General features: G+C 37.4%; 28 protein-coding genes. All 28 read left to right on the top strand.

The window, feature by feature from the left end; genetic code table 11:
* The first annotated feature begins 37 nt into the window (after positions 1-37).
* Positions 38-2,116, top strand: coding sequence for a type I DNA topoisomerase (gene topA / locus NC799_RS05695; protein ID WP_272445410.1), 2,079 nt, complete (start codon positions 38-40; stop codon positions 2,114-2,116).
* Between the two features lie 351 nt (positions 2,117-2,467).
* Positions 2,468-3,379: a tyrosine recombinase XerC gene (gene xerC, locus NC799_RS05690; RefSeq protein ID WP_272445409.1), complete on the top strand. Its 912-nt coding sequence runs from the start codon at positions 2,468-2,470 to the stop codon at positions 3,377-3,379.
* Between the two features lie 23 nt (positions 3,380-3,402).
* Positions 3,403-3,948, top strand: coding sequence for an ATP-dependent protease subunit HslV (gene hslV / locus NC799_RS05685; protein ID WP_272445408.1), 546 nt, complete (start codon positions 3,403-3,405; stop codon positions 3,946-3,948).
* Between the two features lie 62 nt (positions 3,949-4,010).
* A complete protein-coding gene (hslU, locus tag NC799_RS05680) occupies positions 4,011-5,408 on the top strand; it encodes an HslU--HslV peptidase ATPase subunit (RefSeq protein WP_272445407.1) in 1,398 nt (465 codons plus the stop codon).
* 31 nt (positions 5,409-5,439) lie between these two features.
* Positions 5,440-6,219: a GTP-sensing pleiotropic transcriptional regulator CodY gene (gene codY / locus NC799_RS05675; RefSeq protein WP_272445406.1), complete on the top strand. Its 780-nt coding sequence runs from the start codon at positions 5,440-5,442 to the stop codon at positions 6,217-6,219.
* Positions 6,220-6,683: 464 nt separating this feature from the next.
* Positions 6,684-7,079 (top strand): flagellar basal body rod protein FlgB, encoded by a 396-nt coding sequence (gene flgB, locus NC799_RS05670; RefSeq protein ID WP_272445405.1) that lies wholly within the window; start codon positions 6,684-6,686, stop codon positions 7,077-7,079.
* Between the two features lie 2 nt (positions 7,080-7,081).
* Positions 7,082-7,537 (top strand): flagellar basal body rod protein FlgC, encoded by a 456-nt coding sequence (gene flgC, locus NC799_RS05665; protein ID WP_272445404.1) that lies wholly within the window; start codon positions 7,082-7,084, stop codon positions 7,535-7,537.
* A gap of 25 nt (positions 7,538-7,562) precedes the next feature.
* On the top strand, positions 7,563-7,865 hold the full coding sequence (fliE, locus tag NC799_RS05660) for a flagellar hook-basal body complex protein FliE (RefSeq protein WP_272445403.1): 303 nt from the start codon (positions 7,563-7,565) through the stop codon (positions 7,863-7,865).
* 76 nt (positions 7,866-7,941) lie between these two features.
* A complete protein-coding gene (fliF, locus tag NC799_RS05655) occupies positions 7,942-9,543 on the top strand; it encodes a flagellar basal-body MS-ring/collar protein FliF (protein ID WP_272445402.1) in 1,602 nt (533 codons plus the stop codon).
* 13 nt (positions 9,544-9,556) lie between these two features.
* Positions 9,557-10,570: a flagellar motor switch protein FliG gene (fliG, locus tag NC799_RS05650; RefSeq protein ID WP_272445401.1), complete on the top strand. Its 1,014-nt coding sequence runs from the start codon at positions 9,557-9,559 to the stop codon at positions 10,568-10,570.
* Complete coding sequence (gene fliH / locus NC799_RS05645) at positions 10,563-11,327, top strand: flagellar assembly protein FliH (RefSeq protein ID WP_272445400.1); 765 nt, start codon at positions 10,563-10,565, stop codon at positions 11,325-11,327. Before fliG ends, fliH begins: the two co-directional genes overlap by 8 nt.
* Complete coding sequence (gene fliI / locus NC799_RS05640) at positions 11,324-12,637, top strand: flagellar protein export ATPase FliI (protein WP_272445399.1); 1,314 nt, start codon at positions 11,324-11,326, stop codon at positions 12,635-12,637. Before fliH ends, fliI begins: the two co-directional genes overlap by 4 nt.
* Before the next feature lie 2 nt (positions 12,638-12,639).
* The gene (gene fliJ, locus NC799_RS05635; protein ID WP_272445398.1) at positions 12,640-13,086 is read left to right on the top strand and encodes a flagellar export protein FliJ; all 447 of its coding nucleotides are present in this window, start codon (positions 12,640-12,642) and stop codon (positions 13,084-13,086) included.
* 4 nt (positions 13,087-13,090) lie between these two features.
* Positions 13,091-13,672, top strand: coding sequence for a MotE family protein (locus NC799_RS05630; protein WP_272445397.1), 582 nt, complete (start codon positions 13,091-13,093; stop codon positions 13,670-13,672).
* A 190-nt stretch (positions 13,673-13,862) separates the two neighbouring features.
* On the top strand, positions 13,863-15,053 hold the full coding sequence (locus NC799_RS05625; RefSeq protein WP_272445396.1) for a flagellar hook-length control protein FliK: 1,191 nt from the start codon (positions 13,863-13,865) through the stop codon (positions 15,051-15,053).
* Between the two features lie 10 nt (positions 15,054-15,063).
* Positions 15,064-15,501 carry a flagellar hook assembly protein FlgD gene (gene flgD / locus NC799_RS05620; protein WP_272445395.1) on the top strand — a complete coding sequence of 146 codons (438 nt, stop codon included), beginning with the start codon at positions 15,064-15,066 and terminating at the stop codon, positions 15,499-15,501.
* Between the two features lie 14 nt (positions 15,502-15,515).
* Positions 15,516-15,887, top strand: a complete 372-nt coding sequence (locus NC799_RS05615) for a TIGR02530 family flagellar biosynthesis protein (RefSeq protein WP_272445394.1) — start codon at positions 15,516-15,518, stop codon at positions 15,885-15,887.
* A gap of 82 nt (positions 15,888-15,969) precedes the next feature.
* Entirely contained in the window at positions 15,970-16,872 is a 903-nt protein-coding gene (gene flgG, locus NC799_RS05610; protein ID WP_272445393.1) for a flagellar basal body rod protein FlgG, read from the top strand.
* A gap of 45 nt (positions 16,873-16,917) precedes the next feature.
* Entirely contained in the window at positions 16,918-17,139 is a 222-nt protein-coding gene (locus tag NC799_RS05605) for a flagellar FlbD family protein (RefSeq protein WP_272445392.1), read from the top strand.
* A complete protein-coding gene (locus NC799_RS05600; RefSeq protein WP_272445391.1) occupies positions 17,129-17,551 on the top strand; it encodes a flagellar basal body-associated FliL family protein in 423 nt (140 codons plus the stop codon). The genes NC799_RS05605 and NC799_RS05600 overlap by 11 nt, the downstream gene beginning before the upstream one ends.
* 30 nt (positions 17,552-17,581) lie before the next feature.
* On the top strand, positions 17,582-18,580 hold the full coding sequence (gene fliM, locus NC799_RS05595; RefSeq protein WP_272445390.1) for a flagellar motor switch protein FliM: 999 nt from the start codon (positions 17,582-17,584) through the stop codon (positions 18,578-18,580).
* Positions 18,577-19,731 (top strand): flagellar motor switch phosphatase FliY, encoded by a 1,155-nt coding sequence (gene fliY, locus NC799_RS05590; RefSeq protein ID WP_272445389.1) that lies wholly within the window; start codon positions 18,577-18,579, stop codon positions 19,729-19,731. Before fliM ends, fliY begins: the two co-directional genes overlap by 4 nt.
* 21 nt (positions 19,732-19,752) lie before the next feature.
* A complete protein-coding gene (locus NC799_RS05585) occupies positions 19,753-20,115 on the top strand; it encodes a response regulator (RefSeq protein ID WP_272445388.1) in 363 nt (120 codons plus the stop codon).
* Between the two features lie 12 nt (positions 20,116-20,127).
* Positions 20,128-20,781: a flagellar biosynthetic protein FliO gene (locus NC799_RS05580; protein WP_272445387.1), complete on the top strand. Its 654-nt coding sequence runs from the start codon at positions 20,128-20,130 to the stop codon at positions 20,779-20,781.
* Positions 20,774-21,439 (top strand): flagellar type III secretion system pore protein FliP, encoded by a 666-nt coding sequence (fliP, locus tag NC799_RS05575; RefSeq protein ID WP_272445386.1) that lies wholly within the window; start codon positions 20,774-20,776, stop codon positions 21,437-21,439. Before NC799_RS05580 ends, fliP begins: the two co-directional genes overlap by 8 nt.
* Positions 21,440-21,485: 46 nt before the next feature.
* Positions 21,486-21,755, top strand: coding sequence for a flagellar biosynthesis protein FliQ (fliQ, locus tag NC799_RS05570; RefSeq protein ID WP_272445385.1), 270 nt, complete (start codon positions 21,486-21,488; stop codon positions 21,753-21,755).
* Positions 21,756-21,757: 2 nt separating this feature from the next.
* Positions 21,758-22,537, top strand: a complete 780-nt coding sequence (fliR, locus tag NC799_RS05565; protein ID WP_272445384.1) for a flagellar biosynthetic protein FliR — start codon at positions 21,758-21,760, stop codon at positions 22,535-22,537.
* Positions 22,538-23,617, top strand: a complete 1,080-nt coding sequence (gene flhB, locus NC799_RS05560) for a flagellar biosynthesis protein FlhB (RefSeq protein ID WP_272445383.1) — start codon at positions 22,538-22,540, stop codon at positions 23,615-23,617. It abuts the gene before it with no gap.
* Positions 23,618-23,633: the final 16 nt, after the last annotated feature.

Raw genomic sequence — 23,633 nt, 5'->3', positions numbered from 1 at the left:
AGATAAAAAGAAGAATCACCTCTTGGGAGGAAAAAATATGGCAGATTATCTGGTAATAGTTGAATCACCTGCAAAAGCAAAAACTATTGAAAGGTATTTAGGTAAAAAGTATAAAGTAAAGGCTTCGATGGGGCACATTCGTGATTTACCAAAAAGTCAAACTGGCGTGGATGTCGAACATGAGTATCAACCTAAGTACATTACTATACGGGGAAAGGGACCTGTATTAAAAGAATTAAAAACTGCTGCAAAAAAAGCAAAGAAAGTATACCTTGCAGCCGACCCCGATAGAGAAGGAGAGGCTATTGCTTGGCACCTTGCCCATAGTCTTGACATAGACCAAAATTCGGATTGTAGGGTAGTGTTTAACGAGATTACAAAAGATGCAATTAAAGAATCATTTAAGCATCCGCGCTCCATTGATATGGACTTAGTTGATGCACAGCAGGCCCGTCGAATTTTAGACCGCCTCGTCGGATATAACATTAGCCCACTTTTATGGAAGAAAGTCAAAAAAGGATTAAGTGCAGGCCGAGTCCAATCTGTTGCTGTTAAAATGATTATTGACCGTGAGAGGGAAATAGAAAAATTTATACCTGAAGAATATTGGACGATAGAAAGTATTTTTAATCATAACAAAGAAGAGTTTGAAGGATTCTTTTATGGAATAGATGGTAAGAAACGAGAATTAAAAACAAAAGAAGAGGTTGACGAAATCCTCCACACCCTAAAGGGGAAAGATTTTAAAGTAGATAAGGTAAATAAACGGGAACGGAAAAGAAACCCTGCTGTGCCATTTACTACCTCTTCTTTACAACAGGAAGCTGCTCGTAAGCTAAACTTTAGAGCGAGAAAAACGATGATGGTCGCTCAACAATTATATGAAGGAATTGACTTAGGTAAAGCTGAAGGCGGTATCACAGGTTTAATTACTTATATGCGTACCGATTCGACCCGAGTTTCTCAAACAGCAAAAAAAGAGGCTGCCGATTACATTACCGAAACATTTGGTAAGGAATATTTAGGTAGTCAAAAACAAGGGAAAACGGCAGAAGGTGCACAAGATGCACACGAAGCGATTCGTCCTACTTCGGTTAACCGGGATCCAAAATCACTGAAAAGTGTTTTATCTAGGGATCAATATCGATTATACAAGCTTATTTGGGATCGCTTCACTGCAAGTCAAATGTCCCCTGCAGTCATGGATACTGTTACCGTCCACCTAGTGAATGAAGGAGTAGAGTTCCGGGCTACAGGTTCACAAATTAAGTTTAAAGGATTCATGAAAGTTTATATCGAGGGAAATGACGATAATGTAAAAGAAGAGGACCGGTTACTACCAGAACTTGAAGAAGGAATGAAGGTTGAAGCAAAAGAGATTAATCCGAACCAACATTTCACCCAACCGCCTCCACGCTACACCGAAGCGCGATTGGTCAAAACCATGGAGGAACAAGGGATTGGTCGACCTTCAACCTATGCTCCAACCCTAGATACGATTCAACGAAGAGGTTATGTAACACTAGATAACAGGCGATTCGTTCCAACGGAATTAGGTGAAATTGTGACAGATTTAATAGCGGAGTTTTTCCCGGAGATTATTGATGTTGATTTCACTGTGAAAATGGAAGATGACCTTGACGCAGTGGAAGAAGGAAAGATTCAGTGGGTGAAAATCATTGATGGTTTCTATCAAGGCTTTGAAAAAAGGTTAGAGACAGCTGAAAAGGAAATGGAAAAGATAGAAATCAAGGACGAACCTGCTGGGATTGACTGTGAAGAATGTGGCCATGGCATGGTTTATAAAATGGGGAGATACGGTAAATTTCTGGCTTGTTCCAATTTTCCAGACTGTAGAAATACAAAACCAATTCTAAAAGAAATCGGTGTTAAATGTCCTAAGTGTAAAGACGGTAACATCGTAGAAAGAAAGTCTAAAAAAAGAAGAACGTTTTACGGCTGCGATAATTTTCCTGAATGTGATTTTATTTCTTGGGATAAACCAATCGCAAGACCTTGTCCTAAGTGTGAATCACTGTTAGTTGAGAAAAAATCAAAGAAAGAGACTCAAATCCAGTGTGTAAATTGTGATTACCAGGAAGAAGCTCAAACTTAAAAATTACGAATCATGCTTAATAAAAGCAAGGCGCTGAAGCTGGCCGTGGCTGTTATCCACGTCCAGTTTTTTGCCATGACTCAATCTTTTTTATCATTTATCCCAAATGAAACAATTGTAAGTATGTCTGGCAAACAGTATTGGTATACTTTAATAGACGCCCAAATACAAACGATTAAAAATTGACAATTAGGTAGGGAAAAGCTATAATTTCCATTCGGTAAGTGATTATACTTGACACACGCGAGCTGTACATAAAACAATTCTGAATTTTGTTACAATTCAGTTACGTTTATTGCGAAAACAAGCTATCCTATGTTACTATTTATACGCCTTGGGCGAGGTGAATTCATGGAGTTTCATTTTGCGAAACAATTATTTGTAGAATATTTACAGATTGAAAAGAATGCATCACCGTATACCATAAAGTTTTATCAGGAAGATATGGAAAGCTTTTTTTCTTTTTTACAGAGTGAGGGGATAAATAAGCTTGATTCAATCAATTATCAAGTTGTCCGCTTGTTTTTAACAGTCTTGTATAAACAAAACCTTTCTAGAAAATCAGTATCGAGAAAGATCTCTAGTTTGAGAAGTTTCTTTAATTACTTAGAAAGAGAAGGCAAAGTAACGAGTAATCCTTTTTTACACGTAACATTACCAAAGGCAGAAATGAAAGTACCCGATTTTTTCTATACACAAGAATTAGAAAAGTTATTTGATGTTAGTGACCTTACTACATCACTAGGGCAAAGAAACTTAGCGCTTATTGAATTGTTTTACGCAACAGGAATTCGGGTAAGTGAATGTATTGGGGTAACGGTAAATGATTTGGATTTTGGCTTGAACACGATATTAGTCTATGGAAAAGGGAGAAAAGAGCGGTATATCCCTTTTGGCGGATTTGCTGAACGCGCTTTAGTTCGTTATATCGAAGAGGGGCGCGAGCAGCTACTATCAAAATCGAAAACCACTACAGATGTTCTGTTTTTGAATGCGAAAGGAATGCCACTAACGACAAAAGGTATAGCGTATATATTTGATAACATGGTTAAACAAGCAGCTTTAACTGTTGATATTCATCCCCATAAACTAAGGCATACCTTCGCGACCCATATGCTGAATGAAGGTGCCGATTTAAGAGTTGTGCAAGAATTATTGGGACATGAGCATTTATCCACTACACAAATTTATACTCATGTTACCAAAGACCGCTTGCGTAATATATATATGAATAGTCATCCCCGTGCAAAAAGTCGGGAATAACCAACCAAGTGAGGTGGATGTAAGTGAATCAACAATTTCATGCAACGACTATCTTTGCTGTCAGGCACAATGGACAATGTGCAATGAGTGGTGATGGTCAAGTGACATTAGGAAATGCGGTAGTCATGAAACATACTGCAAAAAAGGTACGTAGACTATTTAAAGGAAACGTACTTGCTGGTTTTGCTGGGTCTGTAGCAGATGCTTTTACCCTTTTTGAAAAATTCGAAACAAACCTTGAAGCATATAACGGCAATTTATCAAGAGCGGCAGTGGAGCTTGCAAAAGAGTGGAGAAGCGACAAGGTGCTACGAAAACTCGAGGCAATGCTAATTGTAATGAACAAAGAGGAGATGTTATTAGTCTCTGGTACCGGTGAAGTTATTGAACCTGATGATGGTATATTGGCAATCGGCTCTGGTGGTAATTATGCATTAAGTGCAGGGCGTGCGCTTAAACGTTACTCCAAAGAATTGTCTGCAAAAGAAATAGCTCAAGCTGCATTAGAGATTGCAGGGGAAGTATGTGTATTTACAAATGATCATATTACACTCGAGGTTATTGATTAATCGTGCATGTTACCTTATCGGTTAAGAACAAATGGAATGGAAGCTAAGGGAGGCAATAACGGATGGCGACAAATTTAACGCCGAAGCAAATTGTTGAACAGCTAGACAATTATATCATCGGACAAAAAAGCGCAAAAAAGTCGGTTGCAATTGCATTAAGAAATCGTTACCGTAGGATGCAGTTAGATGAGCGGATGAGAGATGAGATTGCACCAAAAAACATATTAATGATTGGTCCAACTGGAGTTGGAAAAACAGAGGTTGCAAGAAGACTTGCAAAATTAGTTGGAGCCCCTTTTGTAAAAGTAGAGGCAACAAAATTTACTGAAGTTGGATATGTAGGTCGAGATGTAGAGTCGATGGTTAGAGATTTAATGGAGATGGCCGTTCGAATGATAAAAGAAGAAAAAATGAAAGGGGTCATGAGTAAGGCAAAGGACTTAGCTAATAAGAAGCTAGTTAAGTTAATTGTTCCTGATAAAAAGAAGCAAAATACCTTTAAGAATCCGTTGGAAATGTTTTTTTCGCCACAAGAAGATGGAGATAATTCTGGGTATGATCAAGAAGATAAAGATCATGAAATTGAAAATAGTCGCAAAAAAATTGCCCACCAACTTGCGCTTGGTGAACTTGAAGATAAAATTGTTAGTGTCGAGGTTGAAGAACAGTCCTCATCAATGTTAGATATGCTGCAAGGATCAGGGATGGAGCAAATGGGTATGAACATGCAAGACATGTTTGGCCAAATCATGCCTAAGAAAACAAAGAAGCGAAAGTTACCAGTTTCTGAAGCGCGGAAAGTACTTACCCAACAAGAAGCCCAAAAATTAATTGATATGGACGAAGTAACTCAAGAGGCTGTCGAAAAGGTGGAGCAGTCAGGAATTATTTTTATCGACGAAATTGATAAAGTGGCAGGGAAAAGCGAGCAATCTGCAAATGTATCACGTGAAGGGGTACAACGAGATATTTTGCCAATTGTAGAAGGTTCTACTGTCGTGACAAAGTTCGGCCCGATTAAAACCGATCATATTTTATTTATTGCAGCTGGTGCATTTCATATGGCGAAACCATCTGATTTAATACCAGAATTGCAAGGCCGCTTTCCAATCCGTGTTGAATTTGATAAATTAACCGTGGAAGACTTTAAAAAGATACTAACAGAACCATCCAATGCACTATTAAAACAATATGAAGCATTGTTAGGTACGGAAGGAATTGAGGTAAGTTTTACTGAAGAAGCTGTAACGCGATTGGCAGAGGTAGCCTATGAAGTCAATCAAGAAACCGACAATATTGGTGCAAGACGCTTGCATACTATTTTAGAAAAGTTATTGGAGGATTTATCCTTTGAAGCTCCAGACATTAATATGGGAACAATCGAAATAACTAAAAATTATGTAAACGACAAACTAAGCTCCATTGCTAAAAACAAAGACTTAAGCCAGTATATATTATAGACTTTAAAACTTAATAGTTTGGAGGAGCAACATGGAATTATTAGACCGTGCAAGAAAAATAAATTCAATGTTACAAAAAGCAACAGGGAAATCAGTTAACTTTAACGATATGGCTGCAACACTACGAGATATTATAACATGTAATATCTTTGTTGTGAGTAGAAGAGGTAAGTTACTAGGATTTTCCATCAATCAGCAAATTGAAAATGAAAGAATGAAAACAATGTTAGAGGAAAGACAATTTCCAAAAGAATATACAGACAGCTTATTTAATATTCAAGAAACAACACCGAATATTGATATAAATAGTCCGTATACAGCTTTCCCAGAGGAAAATCGAGAACTATTTGAAAGTGGTTTAACAACCATTGTACCGATTATTGGTGGCGGTGAGCGGTTAGGAACATTAATCTTAAGTAGATTGACTGACCGCTTTAGCAATGACGATTTACTTTTAGCTGAATACGGGGCAACTGTGGTAGGGATGGAAATTCTTCACGAGAAAACAGAAGAAATAGAAATGGAAGCAAGAAGTAAGGCTGTTGTTCAAATGGCAATTAGTTCATTATCCTATAGTGAGTTAGAAGCTATCGAGCACATCTTTGATGAATTAGATGGGGACGAAGGATTACTAGTTGCAAGTAAAATTGCAGATCGAGTCGGGATTACAAGATCGGTTATTGTCAATGCACTGCGTAAGTTAGAAAGTGCAGGAGTGATTGAGTCTCGCTCTCTTGGGATGAAGGGAACTTATATTAAAGTGTTAAACAACAAGTTCCTAGTCGAGCTTCAAAACATTAAACAAGGTTAACACATAGGGAGGTTTAAGAGTGACCTCCTTTAAATATGTTTCACTATTGTAATATAGGCGATATAAAAAAATAACATATTCAGTCGGATACACGAAAAAAAGCCGTTAAGCGTTTACCACCCTCTCTTCTTTTAGGATGGAAAAACTTAACGGCTTTTTTACATGGTAAAAAGGTATAAAATGAAAAGATAGCTCAACTGGGTTAGGAGCTATTCATTGATAAGCTGGTTAACCTGATACCAAAGTCCTATGTGTACACATTGGCACAGTAACTAAAGTAAGATTGTGCGGAAATAGCATAGACACAAACATCTATTTAAATTACAATATTCGATAAAGATAGACTTTTTATGACTATTTTTTTAAAGATAACAAAGTGAAAAAAGGTTCAATAGCAGTCTAGCTTCAGCGCCTAGCCCCTCGGGGCGCTTGCGCTTTTTCTTAAGAAATGTGGAGGGATTATTATGTCGTTTTTTGGAAAGACCGTTCAGCAGTTAGAACGTTCACTCGATTTTGCTGCATTAAAAAATAAAACAATCTCTAACAATATTGCAAACGCCGATACCCCTAATTATAAAGCAAAGCAAGTTGTATTTAAGGATGTGCTAGAAAATCAACGAACATCATTCGAGGCAAAACGAACAAATCCTAAGCACATTTCATTTCAGCAATCTAATAGCAGTAATTCATTTAAAATAGTTACAAATAATTCGACAACATACAACCACAATGGGAATAGTGTTGATATCGATAAAGAAATGACTGATTTAGCCGAAAATCAGATTTACTACCAAAGTTTAGTCGACCGATTAAACGGAAAGTTTTCAAGTTTAGAAACAGTCATCAGAGGAGGTAGGTAATTATGGGAATATTTCAGTCCTTAAATATTAGTGCTAGTGGACTAACTGCACAACGTTTAAGAATGGATACGATCTCTTCTAACATTGCTAACGCTGAAACAACAAGAAATAGAATAAATGAAAATGGTGAATACGAACCATATCGGAGGAAAATGGTAGTTTTCGAAGCGGAACAACAAGGATTTTCCTCCCAATTAAGTAAAGCTAAAAATTCCTACTCGGACACCGGGCAAGGAGTTCGAGTCAGCAAAATAACAGAAGATGAAGAGCCATTTCAATTGGTATACAATCCGAATCATCCAGATGCTAATGCACAAGGGTACGTCCAGTTACCTAATGTTGACCCTTTAAAAGAGATGGTTGATTTAATGAGTGCGACGAGATCATATGAAGCAAATGTCACTTCCTTGAATGCAACGAAAAGCATGTTGTTAAAAGCACTAGAAATTGGGAAATAAGCCATTCACAATTGGGGGATGAATGATGGAAATCAAAAGTATTAGCACGTATCAAGCAGGTGATGTAACACCAAATCGTCCGAAGACTATGACAGTAAGCGAAGCACAACAAAGCTTTAAAAGTAATTTGAAAAATGCCATTGAGCAGGTCAACAGAAGTCAAATTGAGTCAGACGAAAAAACGACAGCACTTGCAAATGGTCAAATAAATAACTTGCATGATGTGATGATTACAGCTCAAAAGGCAAGTATTACTTTGCAAACGGCAGTAGAAATGCAGAAAAAAGTTATTGATGCATATAACGAAGTAATGAGAATGCAAGTTTAAGCGTGTCTTTTGGATTACACTTTAGTTCAGCTTTAACTAGCTTCCGGTAAAATTACAAGTTGGTTGGGGGCGCACAATGCGACAAACGATAAATCAATACAAAGAAAAAATAATCAACTATTGGTCAACACGAACAAAAAAACAACAAAGATTATACTTGGGTGGTTTCGTTTTATTTCTTTGTCTTATCATCGGCGGGAGCTTTCTTCTGAATACAAGTAGTATGGTTCCTCTTTATAATAATCTTTCTCTACAAGAAGTTGGGCAAATAAAAGCTGAATTAGATACTAGGGGGGTTGACTATGAACTCTCTAGTGGTGGTACGACAATTATGGTGCCAAGTGAACAAGTGAACACCTTATTAGTCGACCTTGCAGCCCAAGGGATACCTAACAGTGGAACAATTGATTACTCATTCTTTAGTTCTAATACTTCTTGGGGAATGACAGACAATGAATTTGATGTGATTAAGTTGGATGCGATGCAAACAGAACTTGGCAATTTAATTAAAAGTATCGATGGTATTGAAGATGCGAACGTGATGATTAATAAACCTGAAAATCCTGTTTTTGTCAGTGATCAAGCGACCGAGGCATCAGCTTCAATTGTTATTCAAACACGACCTGGCTACCAATTTCAACAAAGTCAGATCGTAGCATTATACAATTTAGTATCAAAAACAGTCCCGAACTTACCTACAGATAATATCGTCTTAATGAATCAAAACTTTGAGTATTTTGATTTAGATAATTCTAGTGAATATTCTGTGACAGATACATATACGTATCAACAAAACGTCAAGAAAGATATTGAACGGGATATTCAACGCCGAGTCCAACAAATGGTCGGGATGATGGTTGGTATGGATAAGGTTGTTGCCTCTGTTACAGCAGATGTTGATTTCACTCAAGAAAATAGAGTCGAAGAAATTGTTGAACCAACGGGTGAAATGGGAGTAGATGGTTTACCAGTAAGTATCGAAACAATTAAAGAAACCTATACAGGAAGTCCAAAAGGTGCTAGTGAAATTGGCACAGGTGAGGGTGATATTCCCAATTATCCTGCCGATGGTGAAAGTAGTAACGGAGATTATGAAATGGTCCGGGAATCAATTAATAATGAATATAACCGGATTAGGAAAGAGATTGTTGAAAGTCCTTACAAATTAAGGGATTTAGGCATTCAAGTAGCTGTTGATAAGGCAAAAGAACAAAATGAGACTGGCCAAGTCCAATATTTATCACAAGAAGAACAACAAACAGTAGAAGCAGGAATAGCTTCTATCTTAAATTCAATTGTTATGACTTCAATCGATGGTGCTTATGGACAGGTTGTTCCCGACGAAAAAGTATCGATTGTCTTTCAAGAATTTAATGGAAGACAACCAATTCCAACTAATCCAGCACCATTTATTCCTTATTGGGTGTATGGAGTTGGCGCAGCATTAGTCTTCGCTGTACTAGCTCTTATTTGGATGCTGCGGAGAAAAAGAAGCTTTGAGAATGATGTGTACGATGAGTTTACTGAACAGATGGACGGTCAAACGGTTACTATTCCTGAAATCGAACAAGGGTACGATTCAGAATCTGCGATAAGAAGGAAGCAAATAGAGAACATGGCTAAAGATAAGCCAGAAGACTTTGCAAAACTTCTAAGAACGTGGATTGCTGAAGATTAGGGGGAAGTATTACATGGTAAGACAAAAAGAGGCTTTAACAGGAAGACAAAAGGCAGCTATCTTGTTAATTTCGTTAGGGCCAGACGTATCTGCTCAAGTATATCAACACTTAACAGAAGAAGAAATAGAAAGACTCACCTTAGAAATTTCTTCTGTTAAGAAGGTTGATTCTTCGTTGAAAGAGGATGTTTTAGATCAATTTCATCAGATTGCCTTGGCCCAGGATTATATAACTCAAGGTGGAATAAATTACGCAAAGACGATTTTAGAAAAGGCATTAGGGCAAAATGAAGCAACAAACATTATTAATCGTCTTACGTCATCCTTGCAGGTGAAGCCCTTTGATTTTGCAAGGAAGGCAGAACCATCGCAAATTCTAAATTTTATTCAAAATGAACATCCACAAACGATTGCTTTAATTTTGTCCTATTTGGATGCGGAGCAAGCGGGGCAAATTCTTTCTAATCTTCCACAGGAAATGCAAGCAGATGTAGCTAAGCGGATAGCATTAATGGATTCAACATCACCGGAAATTATTTATGAGGTTGAATCCATCCTTGAGCGGAAGCTATCAACAACTGTAACCCATGACTATACGCAAACAGGTGGAATCCAAGCCGTTGTAGAGGTGTTAAATGGTGTTGACCGAAGTACAGAGCGGACTATTTTAGATGCACTTGAGATTCAAGATCCGGAGCTAGCAGAAGAAATCAAAAAGCGAATGTTTGTATTTGAAGATATTGTAACCTTGGATAATCGAGCAATCCAACGAGTCATTCGTGAAGTGGAAAATGATGATTTACGCCTATCGTTAAAGGTGTCAAGTGAAGAAGTAAAGGATATTGTCTTCAACAATATGTCAACAAGAATGGCGGAAACATTCAAGGAGGAAATGGAATTCATGGGTCCTGTACGTTTGCGGGATGTCGAAGAAGCACAAACTAGAATTGTTGCAGCGATAAGAAGACTAGAAGAAGTTGGCGAAATCATTATTGCTCGTGGTGGAGGAGATGATATTATTGTCTAGCATTTTTAAAACAACTAATGATGATTTTTCCAGCCGAGTGATTGGTATTAAACCAATTTACAAGAAAGAAAATGGAGAAAAACAAGAACAAACAAACCCAAAAGCAGAGGAATTAAAAAAGGTAGAAGAAAATCTTCGTCAAGTACAGCGGCAGCTAGAGTCTACTAAATTAGAAATCAATCAAACTGTCACGAAGGCAAAACAGCAGCGAGAAATGGAAAAAAAACAGTGGGAGAAAGAAAAAGAACAATATAAAGAAGAAGCATATCGAGAAGGGTATGATGCTGGTTTTGAAATCGGCAAACAAAACGGTTACACCGAATATGAACACCTCATATCTGAGGCGCAAGAAGTGATTCGGGTTGCAAAGGCGGATGCTGCTAAGAGGGTTATAGATAGTGAGGCAACTATTTTAGAATTCGGACTAACTATTGCTTCTAAAATTCTAATGATTGAAATTACTGAAAAGGATACTTTTTTATCATTAGTAAAAGAAGTGATTAGGGAAGTAAAGGACCAACCAACCATTGCTTTGTACGTCAATGTAGAAGATTATCAGCAAGTAATCGTTAATAAAGAGGATATCGTAAGTGCAGATAGTAAGGCAGATTTATCTATTTATCCAGACAATTCTTTGTCAAGGGGGAGTTGTATTGTCGAATCACCTTTTGGAAAAATTGATGCAAGTATAGACAGCCAATTAGAAGAGGTGCGAAGCCACTTATTAGAGATGCATAGGGAGCAAGCGAGCAAGTGAAAATACAATATTACCTTGATGAAATAGCAAAAATTAACACATTTAAACGGTATGGAAAAGTCCACCGAGTCATAGGGCTACTGATTGAATCAAAGGGCCCGGAAGCAAGTATTGGTGATGTGTGTTTTATTCATAATGCAAGAGAAAATAATAAAATTTATGCTGAAGTTGTTGGTTTTAATGAAGAAAGAGTTCTCTTAATGCCATATACAGCTATAACGGAAATAGGACCAGGATGCTTAGTGGAGGCAACCAATCACCCATTAACAATAAAAGTGGGCCAAGGCTTAGTTGGAAAGGTCATTGATCCGTTAGGCGTTCCGTTAGACCACTCGCCGCTTCCGACTGGATTATCTTCCTATCCCTCTGATCAGCAACCACCTAATCCAATGGAACGACCGACGATAAACGAACCACTTGAGGTTGGCGTCAAAGCAATTGATACGATGTTAACCGTTGGAAAAGGACAAAGAGTAGGCATTTTTGCAGGTAGTGGTGTTGGAAAGAGTACGTTACTTGGAATGATAGCCAGAAATAGTAGTGCTGATATCAATGTGATAGCACTTATTGGTGAACGGGGCCGGGAGGTTAGAGAATTTCTTGAAAAGGATTTAGGTGAGGAAGGTTTAAAGCGATCGATTATCGTTGTTGCTACGTCTGACCAACCTGCACTAATGCGGATAAAAGGTGCCTATACCGCAACAGCGATTAGTGAGTACTTCAGAGACCAAGGCTTGCAAGTAAACCTAATGATGGATTCGGTGACAAGGGTTGCAATGGCACAAAGGGAAGTAGGGCTCGCAACTGGTGAGCCTCCAACAACCAAAGGCTATACACCATCTGTTTTCGCAATTCTACCCAAGCTACTTGAGCGAACAGGGACTAGTAAAAACGGAACAATTACTGCTTTTTATACCGTGCTAGTAGATGGAGACGATATGAATGAACCAATTGCCGATACTACTAGAGGGATTTTAGACGGGCATTTTATCTTGGACCGAAAGCTAGCAGAACAAGGTCAGTTCCCGGCAATAAATGTATTGAAGTCAGTTAGCCGGGTCATGCCACAGATTGTAACGAAAGACGATTTAGAAGTGATCCAACAAGTTCGTTCGTTATTGTCTACGTATGAAGAAAACTATGAATTAATTCAAATAGGTGCTTACAAGCGTGGAACAAGTTTTAAAGTAGACCAATCGATCTTAATGCAACCTAAAATACTAGCCTTTCTAAAACAGTCTGTCGACGAACAACTGACAAGAGAAGAAGCAATGAATTCGTTAGTTAAACTAATCCAAGGAGGAGCTTAAAGATGGCGGCAATTCACTCCTATCATAAAATACTGACTGTTAGAGAAAGAGAAAAAAATGTTGCCCAGTCTGCTTATTCCCAATCGGTTGAAAGCTTTGAAAAAATAGCCAACCAATTATATGAGTTATTAAAGCAAAAAGAAGCGATGGAAGAGAATTATCAAGTACAGTTGTGCGGAAATGGTACCGTTTCTACCTTGTTGAGTCACTCTGATTACCTTTTAAGATTAAAGGCTCAAATTGCACTATTAGAGAAAAAAGTCAATAAAGCACGTACGGAGATGAACGGAAAACAAGAGGAGTTAACAGAAGCACACAAGGAAGTTAAAAAGATTGAAAAGTTAATGGAACAAAAAAGGCAATACGATTTAACGATAAAATGGAAACAAGAAGCAAATTTGATGGATGAGACATCTGTTTTGCAGTTTATCAATCGTAAAGATAGGTGAGGTCATGGCTCGAGAAACTTATGCAGGACAAGGAAATAAAGCAGGAATAATACAATGGTTCATCGTGATTGTTGTGCCACTTATCTTTGCGATTACACTTGCATTAATTATTTTGACGTTTATGGGGATAAATGTTATCGAAAAGTCCAAGTCTGTTGCTAACAAAATACCGTTTCTATCGTCAGTCGTAGTTACCAATGATGAAAAAGTCGAATTAAACAAAGTCAATCAGTTAGAAGGAACGTTATCGGAAAAAAATACCGAGATTGATAATTTACGGGCAAACATACTTGAGCAAGAAACAGTGATAGAGGATTTGACAGCAGAGGTTAATAGATTAACGAGTCAATTAAATGAATTAGAAAAATCCAAGGAAACAAATGAGGAATTGTTAGGTAATATTTCACGTTCCTTTGCTCAAATGGAGCCTGCTTCAGCTGCGCCGATTATTGCTAATTTGGACAAGCAGCTAGCAATGAAAGTATTGCTTCAACTACCTAATGAACAAAGAGGATTGGTCTTAGGTGAAATGGAACCGAAAGTAGCTGCTGACTTGACTGGATTTTTGTTAAAAGGTATCCAGTAGCAAGGTGCTATGCCTGTCGGGACTGATCAAGGTGCCTACGCTTTTCTTATTTGTCTAGCTTCGGCACCTAGTCCCTCGGGGTCATAAGTCAATCCCTTTTGTGGCAAAGAACGCCACGTCAGGTCTTGTCTTATGCCTGTCGGGACTGATCAAGGTGCCTACGCTTTTCTTTGAGGGGGGGTGATAATTAATGAATGGTATTGAATTAATGGCTAGGGTGGTAACGAAACCTCAGGCTAGTTTTGGAGCTAAAGGTTCTTCTGGATCATTTTCTGCCATGCTTGGACAGCTTAATGATGCAATGCCAACTGATTTGGCGAAAACATCTTTTGATTTTTTAACAAATGAACCAGGAAATGAAGTGAGCAATGGATCAAGTCTTTTGAACCTGTTGCTTGGATCAAGCAGCCAGAGCGAAGTGATTCAACTATTTGCAGTTGATCAAGACGGGATAGAGATAGATGCTAATCAAAACGATGAGGATATCGATGAATTACAACAGGCGTTTCAAAGCTTGTGGCAAGAGTTAAAGCAAATTCTTAGTAAAGTTTTAGACGGTGAACAACGTAAACAAGCGCCAATTGTACTAAAAAATGAAAAAAAATTGCTTCAATTACTTGAACAATGGACGAAATTGGAAAAGAAGATACGTCCAATGGAAGTTAATAAAACAACAGCAAGCAATTCTTCCAAGGAAATGGTCCTGTTCAACAAGCTGTTAGCTAACTATGAAAAGCGAATCCAAATAAGAGACCAATCGACGTATCGACTTAACTCTGAAGTATCTCCAACCGAAATAGGAAAATGGTTAAATAACGCACTCACAAAAATACAAGACGACAAAGATACGTTTAAAACAGCTAGTGTCCAATTAAGTAGTATGCCAATATCGAAACTAGAGCAATTTGTCATTCATGTAAATCAATCGAGCAATGCCAACACGGAAACTAATGTCGAAACTGAAATAGTCGAAAAGATCCAACAAATACTAAAATCAAGCAATTTTTTAGTAAATAAAAATGGATTACAGCAATTAACCATTAAGCTGAACCCAGATTATTTAGGCGATATCGTCTTAAAGTTTTCACAAATAAATGGAGAAATGGTTGTTAAAATGACGGTTACTTCACAGAGTGTAAAGGACCTACTTGACGCAAATTCGAGTCAGTTACGACATATGTTTGCACCAAATCAAGTAGTTGTTGAAAAACAAGAAGCACCAAGCTTTTTGCATGACCAATATCAGGGAAGACGAGAGGGTCAACAAGGTCAAACATTTAATCAACGTGATTCTAATCAGTCGCATGACAGGTCGAACCAAAAAGAAGACAGCACATCACCAAATGATACGTTTCAATTGTTAATGAATGAGAAAGTGTAGGTGCTAACCAATGACAAAAATTGATCCTTCTTTATACATTAATTCTCAAACAAGAGGATCAACGACCTCTTCGCTTGGGAAAGAAGAGTTTTTAAAAATATTAATGGCACAACTTAAAAATCAAGACCCTTTAAATCCAATGGAAGATAAAGAGTTTATTTCACAGATGACTAGTTTCTCGTCTCTTGAACAAATGATGAATATGTCTAAGTCGGTGGATAATCTTGTTAACTACTTAAGTGTAAAACCAGTTTTACAATATAGTTATTTAATAAATAAACAAGTTTCCTATAATCGCTATGATGACACAGGAGCGATGACTACTAGTGAATCGGGTCTTGTAAAAGCAGTAAGGCAGTCGAATGGGGAGGCAATTCTTGAACTAGAAAGCGGAGTTAGTATTAACGTGGATAACATAATCAAAGTAAGTGAGCCGATTACAAAATAGAGAGGAGAAGAACGATGGATATTCGTATCCAACAAATGAACAAACACGCTTTGCTTCCTAAAACTAATACGACAACAAGAAAGGATACAAACTCCGTTCCCTTTAAAGATGTGCTTGATAGTGTTCAGCAATTGAAGCTGAGCAAGCATGCAGAAGGACGGCTTGTCGAAAGAAATATTGAAATTAATCCTAATCAATGGGAAAAAATCAATCAAAAAGTTGGGGAAGCAAAACAAAAAGGAATAACAGATTCATTGATTGTAACAAAGGAAGCTGCTCTTGTAGTAAGTACGAAGAATAATATGGTCGTAACGGCAATGGATCGGATGGAAGCAACTAGTAGAATCTTTACGAACATTAATGGAACGATTTTAATTGATGAATAGGCTGGACCCTAACGGGAGGCCGTGATAACTGCTGAATGATGGACGCAGTTTTAAAATAACGAGATAGAAAGGATGAAGTATGATGCTTCGCTCAATGTATGCAGGAATCTCAGGAATGAAAGGTTTTCAAACAAAATTAGATGTAGTAGGAAATAACATTGCGAATGTCAATACATCAGGTTATAAAAAGGCTCGAGTTTCTTTTCAAGATATGATGAGCCAAACATTATCTGGTGCTGAAGGCCCGACCAATACGCGTGGAGGTGTTAATCCACAACAAGTTGGTTTGGGATCACAGCTAGGTTCGATTGATAACATTCATACCCAAGGAAATCGCCAAACAACTAATCGCATTCTGGATTTAGCGCTCGAGGGTGACGGGATGTTTGTCTTAGGTAAAGATTTGAGCTATAACGCAGGGAATAGGGCAAGCTCTGGGGTAGATATGCAAGATACTCCGTTAAGTTTTACGCGTGCGGGCAATTTTTATTTAGATGATGAGGGATATGTAGTTAATCCGGATGGATTGTATTTGTTAGGTAACGTTAATCCTGATGGGTCTAAGGTGGATGATTACTTAGGGAAAATCCAAATTCCTCAAGATGCAGCAAGTTTTAGTATTCAAGGTGATGGGTTAGTAACCTATGTCAATGGAAGCGGAAATGTGCAATCAGCTGGTCAAATTTTATTAGCGAAATTTTCTAACCCTGGCGGATTACAAAAGACAGGCTCTAATCTTTATCAAATTACGAACAATGCAGGGGTTTTTACCGATGATGGGAATTTTGATACTATCGATGACCTAGTAATCCCAGAAGAAAATGGTTCTGCAACGATTGTATCTGGCGCACTGGAGATGTCAAATGTTGACTTAGCAGAAGAATTTACGGAGATGATTACGGCTCAGCGTGGTTTTCAAGCAAACACAAGAATTATTACAACATCAGATGAGATTCTACAAGAATTAGTTAATCTAAAGCGATAAAAAGGGGGTAGAGAGCTTAAGCTCTGCTTGAGCTCTCGCCATAATATGATTCATCTTACACGTTTAAATGGCGATCCATTTGTACTCAACGGATTATATATTGAACAAGTGCAATCATTACCTGATACGACAATTACTCTGTTTAATCAGAAAAAGTTAGTAGTCCAGGAGTCTGCATCTCATGTAATTGGACAAGTTAGTCAGTTCTATCAAATGATCGGATTACAACATTGTTTACTAGAAACAGGTGATAAAAATGAATCCTAAACTGTTAAAGCTCCTTGTCACTTTACTTGTTATCATAACGATTAGCGGAATTGTTGCAGTTGTCATCGTTCTCAATCTATCTGGGGAGGCAAAAGGCGCCGAGGAACAAACGCTAGACAAAATGGTTGAAAATTCGTTTACTTCTTCCGAGATGAGTACAGATCTCAAAGATGGTAGCTTTGTTAGAATTCAATTTCAGCTCATAACCAATAGCAAGGATGCAAAACAAGAAGTAGAAAAACGCGAATTTCAACTTAAAAATTTGTTTATTAAAGAATCTGTACAACTAACTTCCGAGGACTTTAAAGTTGGTTTATCTACATTGGAAGAAAAACTAAAAGACGAAATGAATCAATTAATGGAAGATGGAGAAATCGTTGACGTTTATATTATAAATAAAATACTTCAATAAGGTAATTTCTCCTAGGCGGAGGTGTTAACGTTGGCAGAGGAAGTTTTGTCACAGAATGAAATTGATGCGTTATTGTCTGCTCTTTCTTCAGGCGAAATGGACGCAAACCAATTAAAGCAGGAAGATAAAGATAAAAAGATTCGAGTGTATGATTTTAAAAGAGCCCTCCGTTTTTCAAAGGATCAAATTAGAAGTATATCAAGGATTCATGAGAACTTTGCAAGGCTCTTAACAACCTTTTTTTCAGCGCAACTTAGAACGTATGTACATATTTCAGTTGCGTCGGTAGATCAGGTTCCTTATGAAGAATTTATTCGGTCGATCCCAACTATGACTATTCTCAATATTTATAGTGTGTCCCCGTTAAAAGGTCGGATTATCTTGGAGTTTAATCCGAACATAGCGTATGCCATGTTAGATCGGATGTTAGGGGGGAGAGGGGCAAGTGTCAATAAAGTAGAAAATTTAACAGAAATTGAGACAACCCTTATGTCGCAGCTTTTTGAAAAAGCACTTGACAATTTACAAGAAGCGTGGGGATCTGTTGTTGAAATAGACCCCGTCTTAGAAGAATTTGAGGTAAATCCCCAATTTCTTCAACTAGTCTCACCGAATGAAACAGTTGTTGTTGTTTCATTAAATACAACAATAGGTGAAAGTAGTGGAATGATTAATATCTGTATTCCTCATGTTGTATTAGAACCGATCATCCCAAAACTATCTGTCCATTACTGGATGCAAAAAGAAAATGCATCACGTGAAGATCATGCTGAGGAATACCAAAACCTTACTAAAACGTTGGAAAAAGCCGTGCTAGATTTGAAAGTTCTCCTCGGTGAAACATCGATAAGTGTGGAGGAATTGCTTCATTTGAATAAAGAAGACATTATTCAGTTAGACCGCCTTATTGAAGACCCATTAGTATTAAAAGTAGATGATGAGCCAAAGTTTCTTGTTCAACCAGGTAAACGAAAAAACAAACTAGCCGTACAGATTGTCGATCAGCTACAGGAAGGAAGTGAATCATGATGAATGATGGAATGTTATCGCAAGACGAAATAGATGCGCTGCTAAGAAGTACAGATGAGTCAATAATTGATGCGGAACGAGAAGAAAGTAAGGACATTCATCCACCAGTTGAGTCTTATCTATCTTCCTTGGAACAAGATGCATTAGGGGAAATCGGGAATATATCCTTTGGCAGCTCTGCAACAACGTTATCTACTTTATTAAATCAAAAAGTAGAGATAACAACCCCGACGACAACAATAATCAAAAGAAGTATGTTAGATAAAGAATTCCAGAAACCGCACGTTGGTGTTGAAGTGGAATACACGGAAGGGTTTAATGGACTTAACATGTTTATTCTAAAAACAAAGGATGCTGCGATTATTGCTGACTTAATGCTAGGTGGACAAGGAAATCCCATTTCAAGTGAATTGAATGAAATACATTTAAGTGCTGTTCAAGAAGCAATGAATCAGATGATGGGTACGGCTGCAACGAGTATGTCAACGGTATTTAATAAAAAAATAGATATATCACCACCAAAAATTAGTATGTTTAACCCTAATGAAAACGGTAATGAGAAGATAAATGATGAGATATTGGTTAAGGTTTCTTTTCAATTAAAGATTGGTCATTTAATTGACTCTAAGGTTATGCAAATTCAACCAATTTCATTTGCCAAAAACTTAGTTGCTGACTTGTTAGACCCGGCAGAGCCCTTAAAGGATAAGGGGCATGACTATTTACCAAATAATCAGACAGAGGATAACGCTTTGGAAGATAACAAATTGTTAAATTCTAATACTACCGGGGAACAACCAAAGCAGTTGGGTACTAGAACTTCACCAAAGGCAACCGTTCAACATGCCACTTTTTCCAACTTTGAAGATGTCACTTTACTGTCGAAAGAGAAAAGAAATCTAGATATGTTATTAGATATACCACTTAAAGTAACTGTCGAACTCGGCCGGACGAGAAGAACTGTTAAAGAAATATTAGAACTTTCGTCAGGGGCCATTATTGAATTAGATAAACTAGCTGGCGAACCCGTTGATATTCATGTTAATGATAAGTTAATTGCTAAAGGAGAGGTAGTCGTCATCGATGAAAACTTTGGCGTAAGAGTTACCGATATCGTTAGTCAATCTGACCGGTTGCGCAAACTGAAGTGATAATGGAAAGGAAGTTTAGCGATGGCTAATAGAATACTAATCGTAGATGATGCTGCTTTTATGCGAATGATGATTAAAGATATTTTAATGAAAAGCGGGTATGACGTGGTAGGGGAAGCACAAGATGGTGTTCAGGCAATTGAAAAATACAAAGAACTTACCCCTGATTTAGTAACGATGGATATTACGATGCCGGAAATGGATGGTATTAGTGCATTAAAACAAATTAAAAATATAGATGCAGATGCTAAAGTCATCATGTGTTCTGCGATGGGCCAACAAGCAATGGTAATTGATGCAATTCAAGCCGGAGCAAAGGATTTTATTGTCAAACCGTTTCAAGCGGACCGAGTCATCGAGGCCATCCAAAAAGCGTTAGATTAATGTTGGTGTCCTATGATTAAACAAATGTTAGTTTCGTTTATTCTTGTTGCTGCCTTGAGTCTGTCTGTAACAACAGTCTATGCAACACCAAGTGTAGCAGATATGTTTGACGGGAAAAATCAAGAGCAATACGAGGATAATTCTAAAACGCAATCAACCGAATCCGAAAGTAGTGGAGAAGCAGTGGAAAACTTACCATCTACCAATCTAGGGGTGGATTTGATTAAGCTTGTCGCTGCGCTTGGATTTGTGCTTGGACTCATTTACCTATTACTTAAATTCTTGAACCAAAAGAACAAACTAGTTCAACAGAATAGAACGTTAGAGAACTTAGGCGGCATTTCGTTAGGAACAAATAAATCGTTGCAGGTCGTTAAAATAGGCAGTAGATTATATGTGATTGGTGTGGGCGATAATGTTGAACTTTTGTCAGAAATAACTGATGAGGAAACAATTCAACAGTTACTGGGAAGAGATGAACCAAATGATCGGACAGCCTCTTCGTTATTCCGGTCATTGTTGATGAAGCAAAATGGTAAAGCTAACAAAACAAAGGAACAAACAAATTCATTTTCAACCGTTTTTAAATCAGAGATGGATAGGTTGGTAGACGGAAGAAAAAAGCTTACGAAAAGACTGGCCGAGAAGGATGATGACGATGAATGAATTTGTTGATATTTTTTCCAATTCTGATCCTGAAAATGTATCTACATCTGTCCGTTTACTGTTGTTATTAACCGTCTTTTCACTTGCTCCTAGTATTTTAATTTTGATGACAAGTTTTACTAGAATCCTTATCGTTCTGTCATTTGTCCGAACATCGCTAGCAACTCAACAAATGCCTCCCAATCAAGTACTAGTAGGAATAGCTTTATTTTTAACTTTTTTTATTATGGCTCCAACTTTTCAAGACATAAACGAAAATGCATTGCAGCCGTTGTTTAACGAGGAATTAACGCTAGATGAGGCATATGAAAAAGCGAGTACACCTATAAAAGAATTTATGGCCCAGTACACAAGACAAAAAGATTTGGCATTGTTTATGAATTATGCTGAAATGGACAAACCGGAATCGATAGCAGATATACCACTAACCACGTTGGTTCCAGCGTTTGCCATTAGTGAATTAAAAACTGCCTTTCAGATGGGATTTATGATATTTATTCCCTTTTTAGTTATCGACATGGCAGTTGCAAGTGTGTTGATGTCGATGGGAATGATGATGCTACCACCAGTTATGATTTCCCTTCCATTTAAGATCCTACTGTTTGTCCTAGTGGATGGGTGGTATTTAATCACCTATTCCTTATTAGAAGGGTTTTAATCATTATGTATGATAACAAGTGTTAAGTAAGGAGAGATCAGTCGACATGAGTGGCGAATTTGTTGTTACGTTAGCTGAACAAGGAATATACACCGTATTAATTGTAACTGCACCGTTGTTAATCTTAGCATTGGTCGTTGGATTACTCGTTAGCATTTTTCAAGCAACAACGCAAATTCAAGAGCAAACATTGGCGTTTATTCCGAAGATAGTAGCAGTCCTTGTCGGATTAGTCTTTTTTGGTCCATGGATGTTAACGAGAATGGTCCAATTTGCGTCCAATATATTTCATAATTTAAATCAATTTGTAGGTTAATGATGCTAGAACTTGTTAACTTTTCATCTGTACCTGGTTTTTTACTCATTTTTGTTCGTTTAACAGCTTTTTTTGCAACGGTTCCTATTTTTTCTTATCGCAATATTCCAAACCAATTTAAGATTGGTGCAGCTTTTTTCTTGTCTTGGATCATGTTTTATACGATGGATATACCAGTCCTATTGTTTGATGAATTATTTATTTTATTATTGGTTAAAGAGGCGCTTATTGGTTTATTACTCGGTCTTATTGCTTATATCATACTCGTAACAGTGCAAGTTGCAGGTGGATTTATCGATTTTCAGATGGGATTTGCTATTGCGAATGTCATTGACCCACAAACAGGTGCACAAAGTCCATTAATGGGTCAATACTTTTATACCATTGCATTATTATTTTTGCTTACGGTTAACGGCCATCATTTATTAATAAATGGGATTTTTTATAGCTATCAAACGTTACCGATAGACAAGTTATACAGTCTAGGTGATGAGTCGTTTGTCCAATTCATCATGGAGTTATTTAACCGAATGTTCCTTATCGCTTTTCAACTATCTATTCCAATTGTTGGTTGTTTATTTCTAGTTGATGTAGCTATGGGAATTGTGGCAAGAACTGTACCACAATTAAACGTGTTTGTTGTTGGAATACCATTGAAGATTTTAGTGGCATTAGTGGCGCTTTTTGTATTTATGGGAATGTACGTTGTCTTGGTTAAAAATATATTTGAATTGATGATCAAGTCGATGGAAAGTCTGATGCAGATACTCGGGGGTACTTAAATGTATGTAAAATTAGACTTGCAGTTTTTTGCAGGTGAAAAAACTGAAAAGGCAACTCCAAAGAAAAGGCAAGATACTAGAAAAAAAGGACAGGTTGCCAAGAGTCAGGATGTTAATACAGCCCTTTTACTTTTTTTTATCTTTATTTTATTTATCGTAATTGGTGATAACTCTAGAACTATTATGACCGATATGTACACGAAGTCATTTACTGAATACATTCATTGGGATGTAACAGAAACTAATTTGTACCAAATACTTATCGAACTGTTTATCGAGGTAAATAAGGCAATGGCGCCGATCATGGCAGTGGCGATTGTTGCAGGATTAGCTTCCAATTTCTTGCAAATTGGTTTCTTATTCACGACAGAACCATTGAAAATGGACTTAAAAAAAATTGACCCGATTCAAGGCGCAAAACGAGTATTTTCAGCACGTGCCTTAGTTGAGTTAGTGAAATCATTATTGAAAATTACAATAGTTGGCGTCATTACTTTTTCTATTATATGGATGAGAAAAGATGATATGTTAATGCTTGCAATGAAGGATATCTATGGATCGTTGGCATTTTTCACTAATACAACGATCACAATGGGGATTGCTGCTTCGATTGCACTTCTTATCTTATCGGTAATGGATTACGCTTATCAAAGATATGATTATGAAAAAAACATTCGTATGTCGAAAAATGACATGAAAGACGAATTTAAAAATATGGAAGGTAACCCGTTAATAAAATCAAAAATAAAAGAAAAGCAACGACAGATGGCGATGCGAAGAATGATGAGTGAAATTCCACATGCAGATGTAGTTATAACTAATCCTACACACTATGCCGTTGCGATTAAGTATGATGAGGAAAAATATGATGCCCCATATATTGTGGCAAAGGGTGTTGACTACGTAGCTTTTAAGATAAAAGAGGTTGCACATGCGAATCAAGTAATCACAATAGAAAATCGTCCACTTGCTCGTGGGCTATATGACAAGCTAGAAATTGGTGACTGCATTAGTGAGGAGTTTTTTCAAGCAGTTGCCGAAGTGTTAGCATATGTATATCGCTTGGAGAAGAAGATTTGATTAGGAACAAAAGGAG

Source organism: Aquibacillus salsiterrae, assembly GCF_028416595.1.
Taxonomy (GTDB): domain Bacteria; phylum Bacillota; class Bacilli; order Bacillales; family Amphibacillaceae; genus Aquibacillus_A; species Aquibacillus_A salsiterrae.
Note: the sequence above shows the minus strand (reverse complement) of the source record. Positions and strands in the feature narration are given on the sequence as shown.

Bases quoted from the DNA above. Each gene is read 5' to 3' on its own strand.
- topA (WP_272445410.1), top strand. From the start codon at position 38: ATGGCAGATTATCTGGTAATAGTTGAATCACCTGCAAAAGCAAAAACT.
- xerC (WP_272445409.1), top strand. From the start codon at position 2,468: ATGGAGTTTCATTTTGCGAAACAATTATTTGTAGAATATTTACAGATT.
- hslU (WP_272445407.1), top strand. From the start codon at position 4,011: ATGGCGACAAATTTAACGCCGAAGCAAATTGTTGAACAGCTAGACAAT.
- codY (WP_272445406.1), top strand. From the start codon at position 5,440: ATGGAATTATTAGACCGTGCAAGAAAAATAAATTCAATGTTACAAAAA.
- flgB (WP_272445405.1), top strand. From the start codon at position 6,684: ATGTCGTTTTTTGGAAAGACCGTTCAGCAGTTAGAACGTTCACTCGAT.
- flgC (WP_272445404.1), top strand. From the start codon at position 7,082: ATGGGAATATTTCAGTCCTTAAATATTAGTGCTAGTGGACTAACTGCA.
- fliE (WP_272445403.1), top strand. From the start codon at position 7,563: ATGGAAATCAAAAGTATTAGCACGTATCAAGCAGGTGATGTAACACCA.
- fliF (WP_272445402.1), top strand. From the start codon at position 7,942: ATGCGACAAACGATAAATCAATACAAAGAAAAAATAATCAACTATTGG.
- fliG (WP_272445401.1), top strand. From the start codon at position 9,557: ATGGTAAGACAAAAAGAGGCTTTAACAGGAAGACAAAAGGCAGCTATC.
- fliJ (WP_272445398.1), top strand. From the start codon at position 12,640: ATGGCGGCAATTCACTCCTATCATAAAATACTGACTGTTAGAGAAAGA.
- NC799_RS05630 (WP_272445397.1), top strand. From the start codon at position 13,091: ATGGCTCGAGAAACTTATGCAGGACAAGGAAATAAAGCAGGAATAATA.
- NC799_RS05625 (WP_272445396.1), top strand. From the start codon at position 13,863: ATGAATGGTATTGAATTAATGGCTAGGGTGGTAACGAAACCTCAGGCT.
- flgD (WP_272445395.1), top strand. From the start codon at position 15,064: ATGACAAAAATTGATCCTTCTTTATACATTAATTCTCAAACAAGAGGA.
- NC799_RS05615 (WP_272445394.1), top strand. From the start codon at position 15,516: ATGGATATTCGTATCCAACAAATGAACAAACACGCTTTGCTTCCTAAA.
- flgG (WP_272445393.1), top strand. From the start codon at position 15,970: ATGCTTCGCTCAATGTATGCAGGAATCTCAGGAATGAAAGGTTTTCAA.
- NC799_RS05605 (WP_272445392.1), top strand. From the start codon at position 16,918: ATGATTCATCTTACACGTTTAAATGGCGATCCATTTGTACTCAACGGA.
- NC799_RS05600 (WP_272445391.1), top strand. From the start codon at position 17,129: ATGAATCCTAAACTGTTAAAGCTCCTTGTCACTTTACTTGTTATCATA.
- fliY (WP_272445389.1), top strand. From the start codon at position 18,577: ATGATGAATGATGGAATGTTATCGCAAGACGAAATAGATGCGCTGCTA.
- NC799_RS05585 (WP_272445388.1), top strand. From the start codon at position 19,753: ATGGCTAATAGAATACTAATCGTAGATGATGCTGCTTTTATGCGAATG.
- NC799_RS05580 (WP_272445387.1), top strand. From the start codon at position 20,128: ATGATTAAACAAATGTTAGTTTCGTTTATTCTTGTTGCTGCCTTGAGT.
- fliP (WP_272445386.1), top strand. From the start codon at position 20,774: ATGAATGAATTTGTTGATATTTTTTCCAATTCTGATCCTGAAAATGTA.
- fliQ (WP_272445385.1), top strand. From the start codon at position 21,486: ATGAGTGGCGAATTTGTTGTTACGTTAGCTGAACAAGGAATATACACC.
- fliR (WP_272445384.1), top strand. From the start codon at position 21,758: ATGCTAGAACTTGTTAACTTTTCATCTGTACCTGGTTTTTTACTCATT.
- flhB (WP_272445383.1), top strand. From the start codon at position 22,538: ATGTATGTAAAATTAGACTTGCAGTTTTTTGCAGGTGAAAAAACTGAA.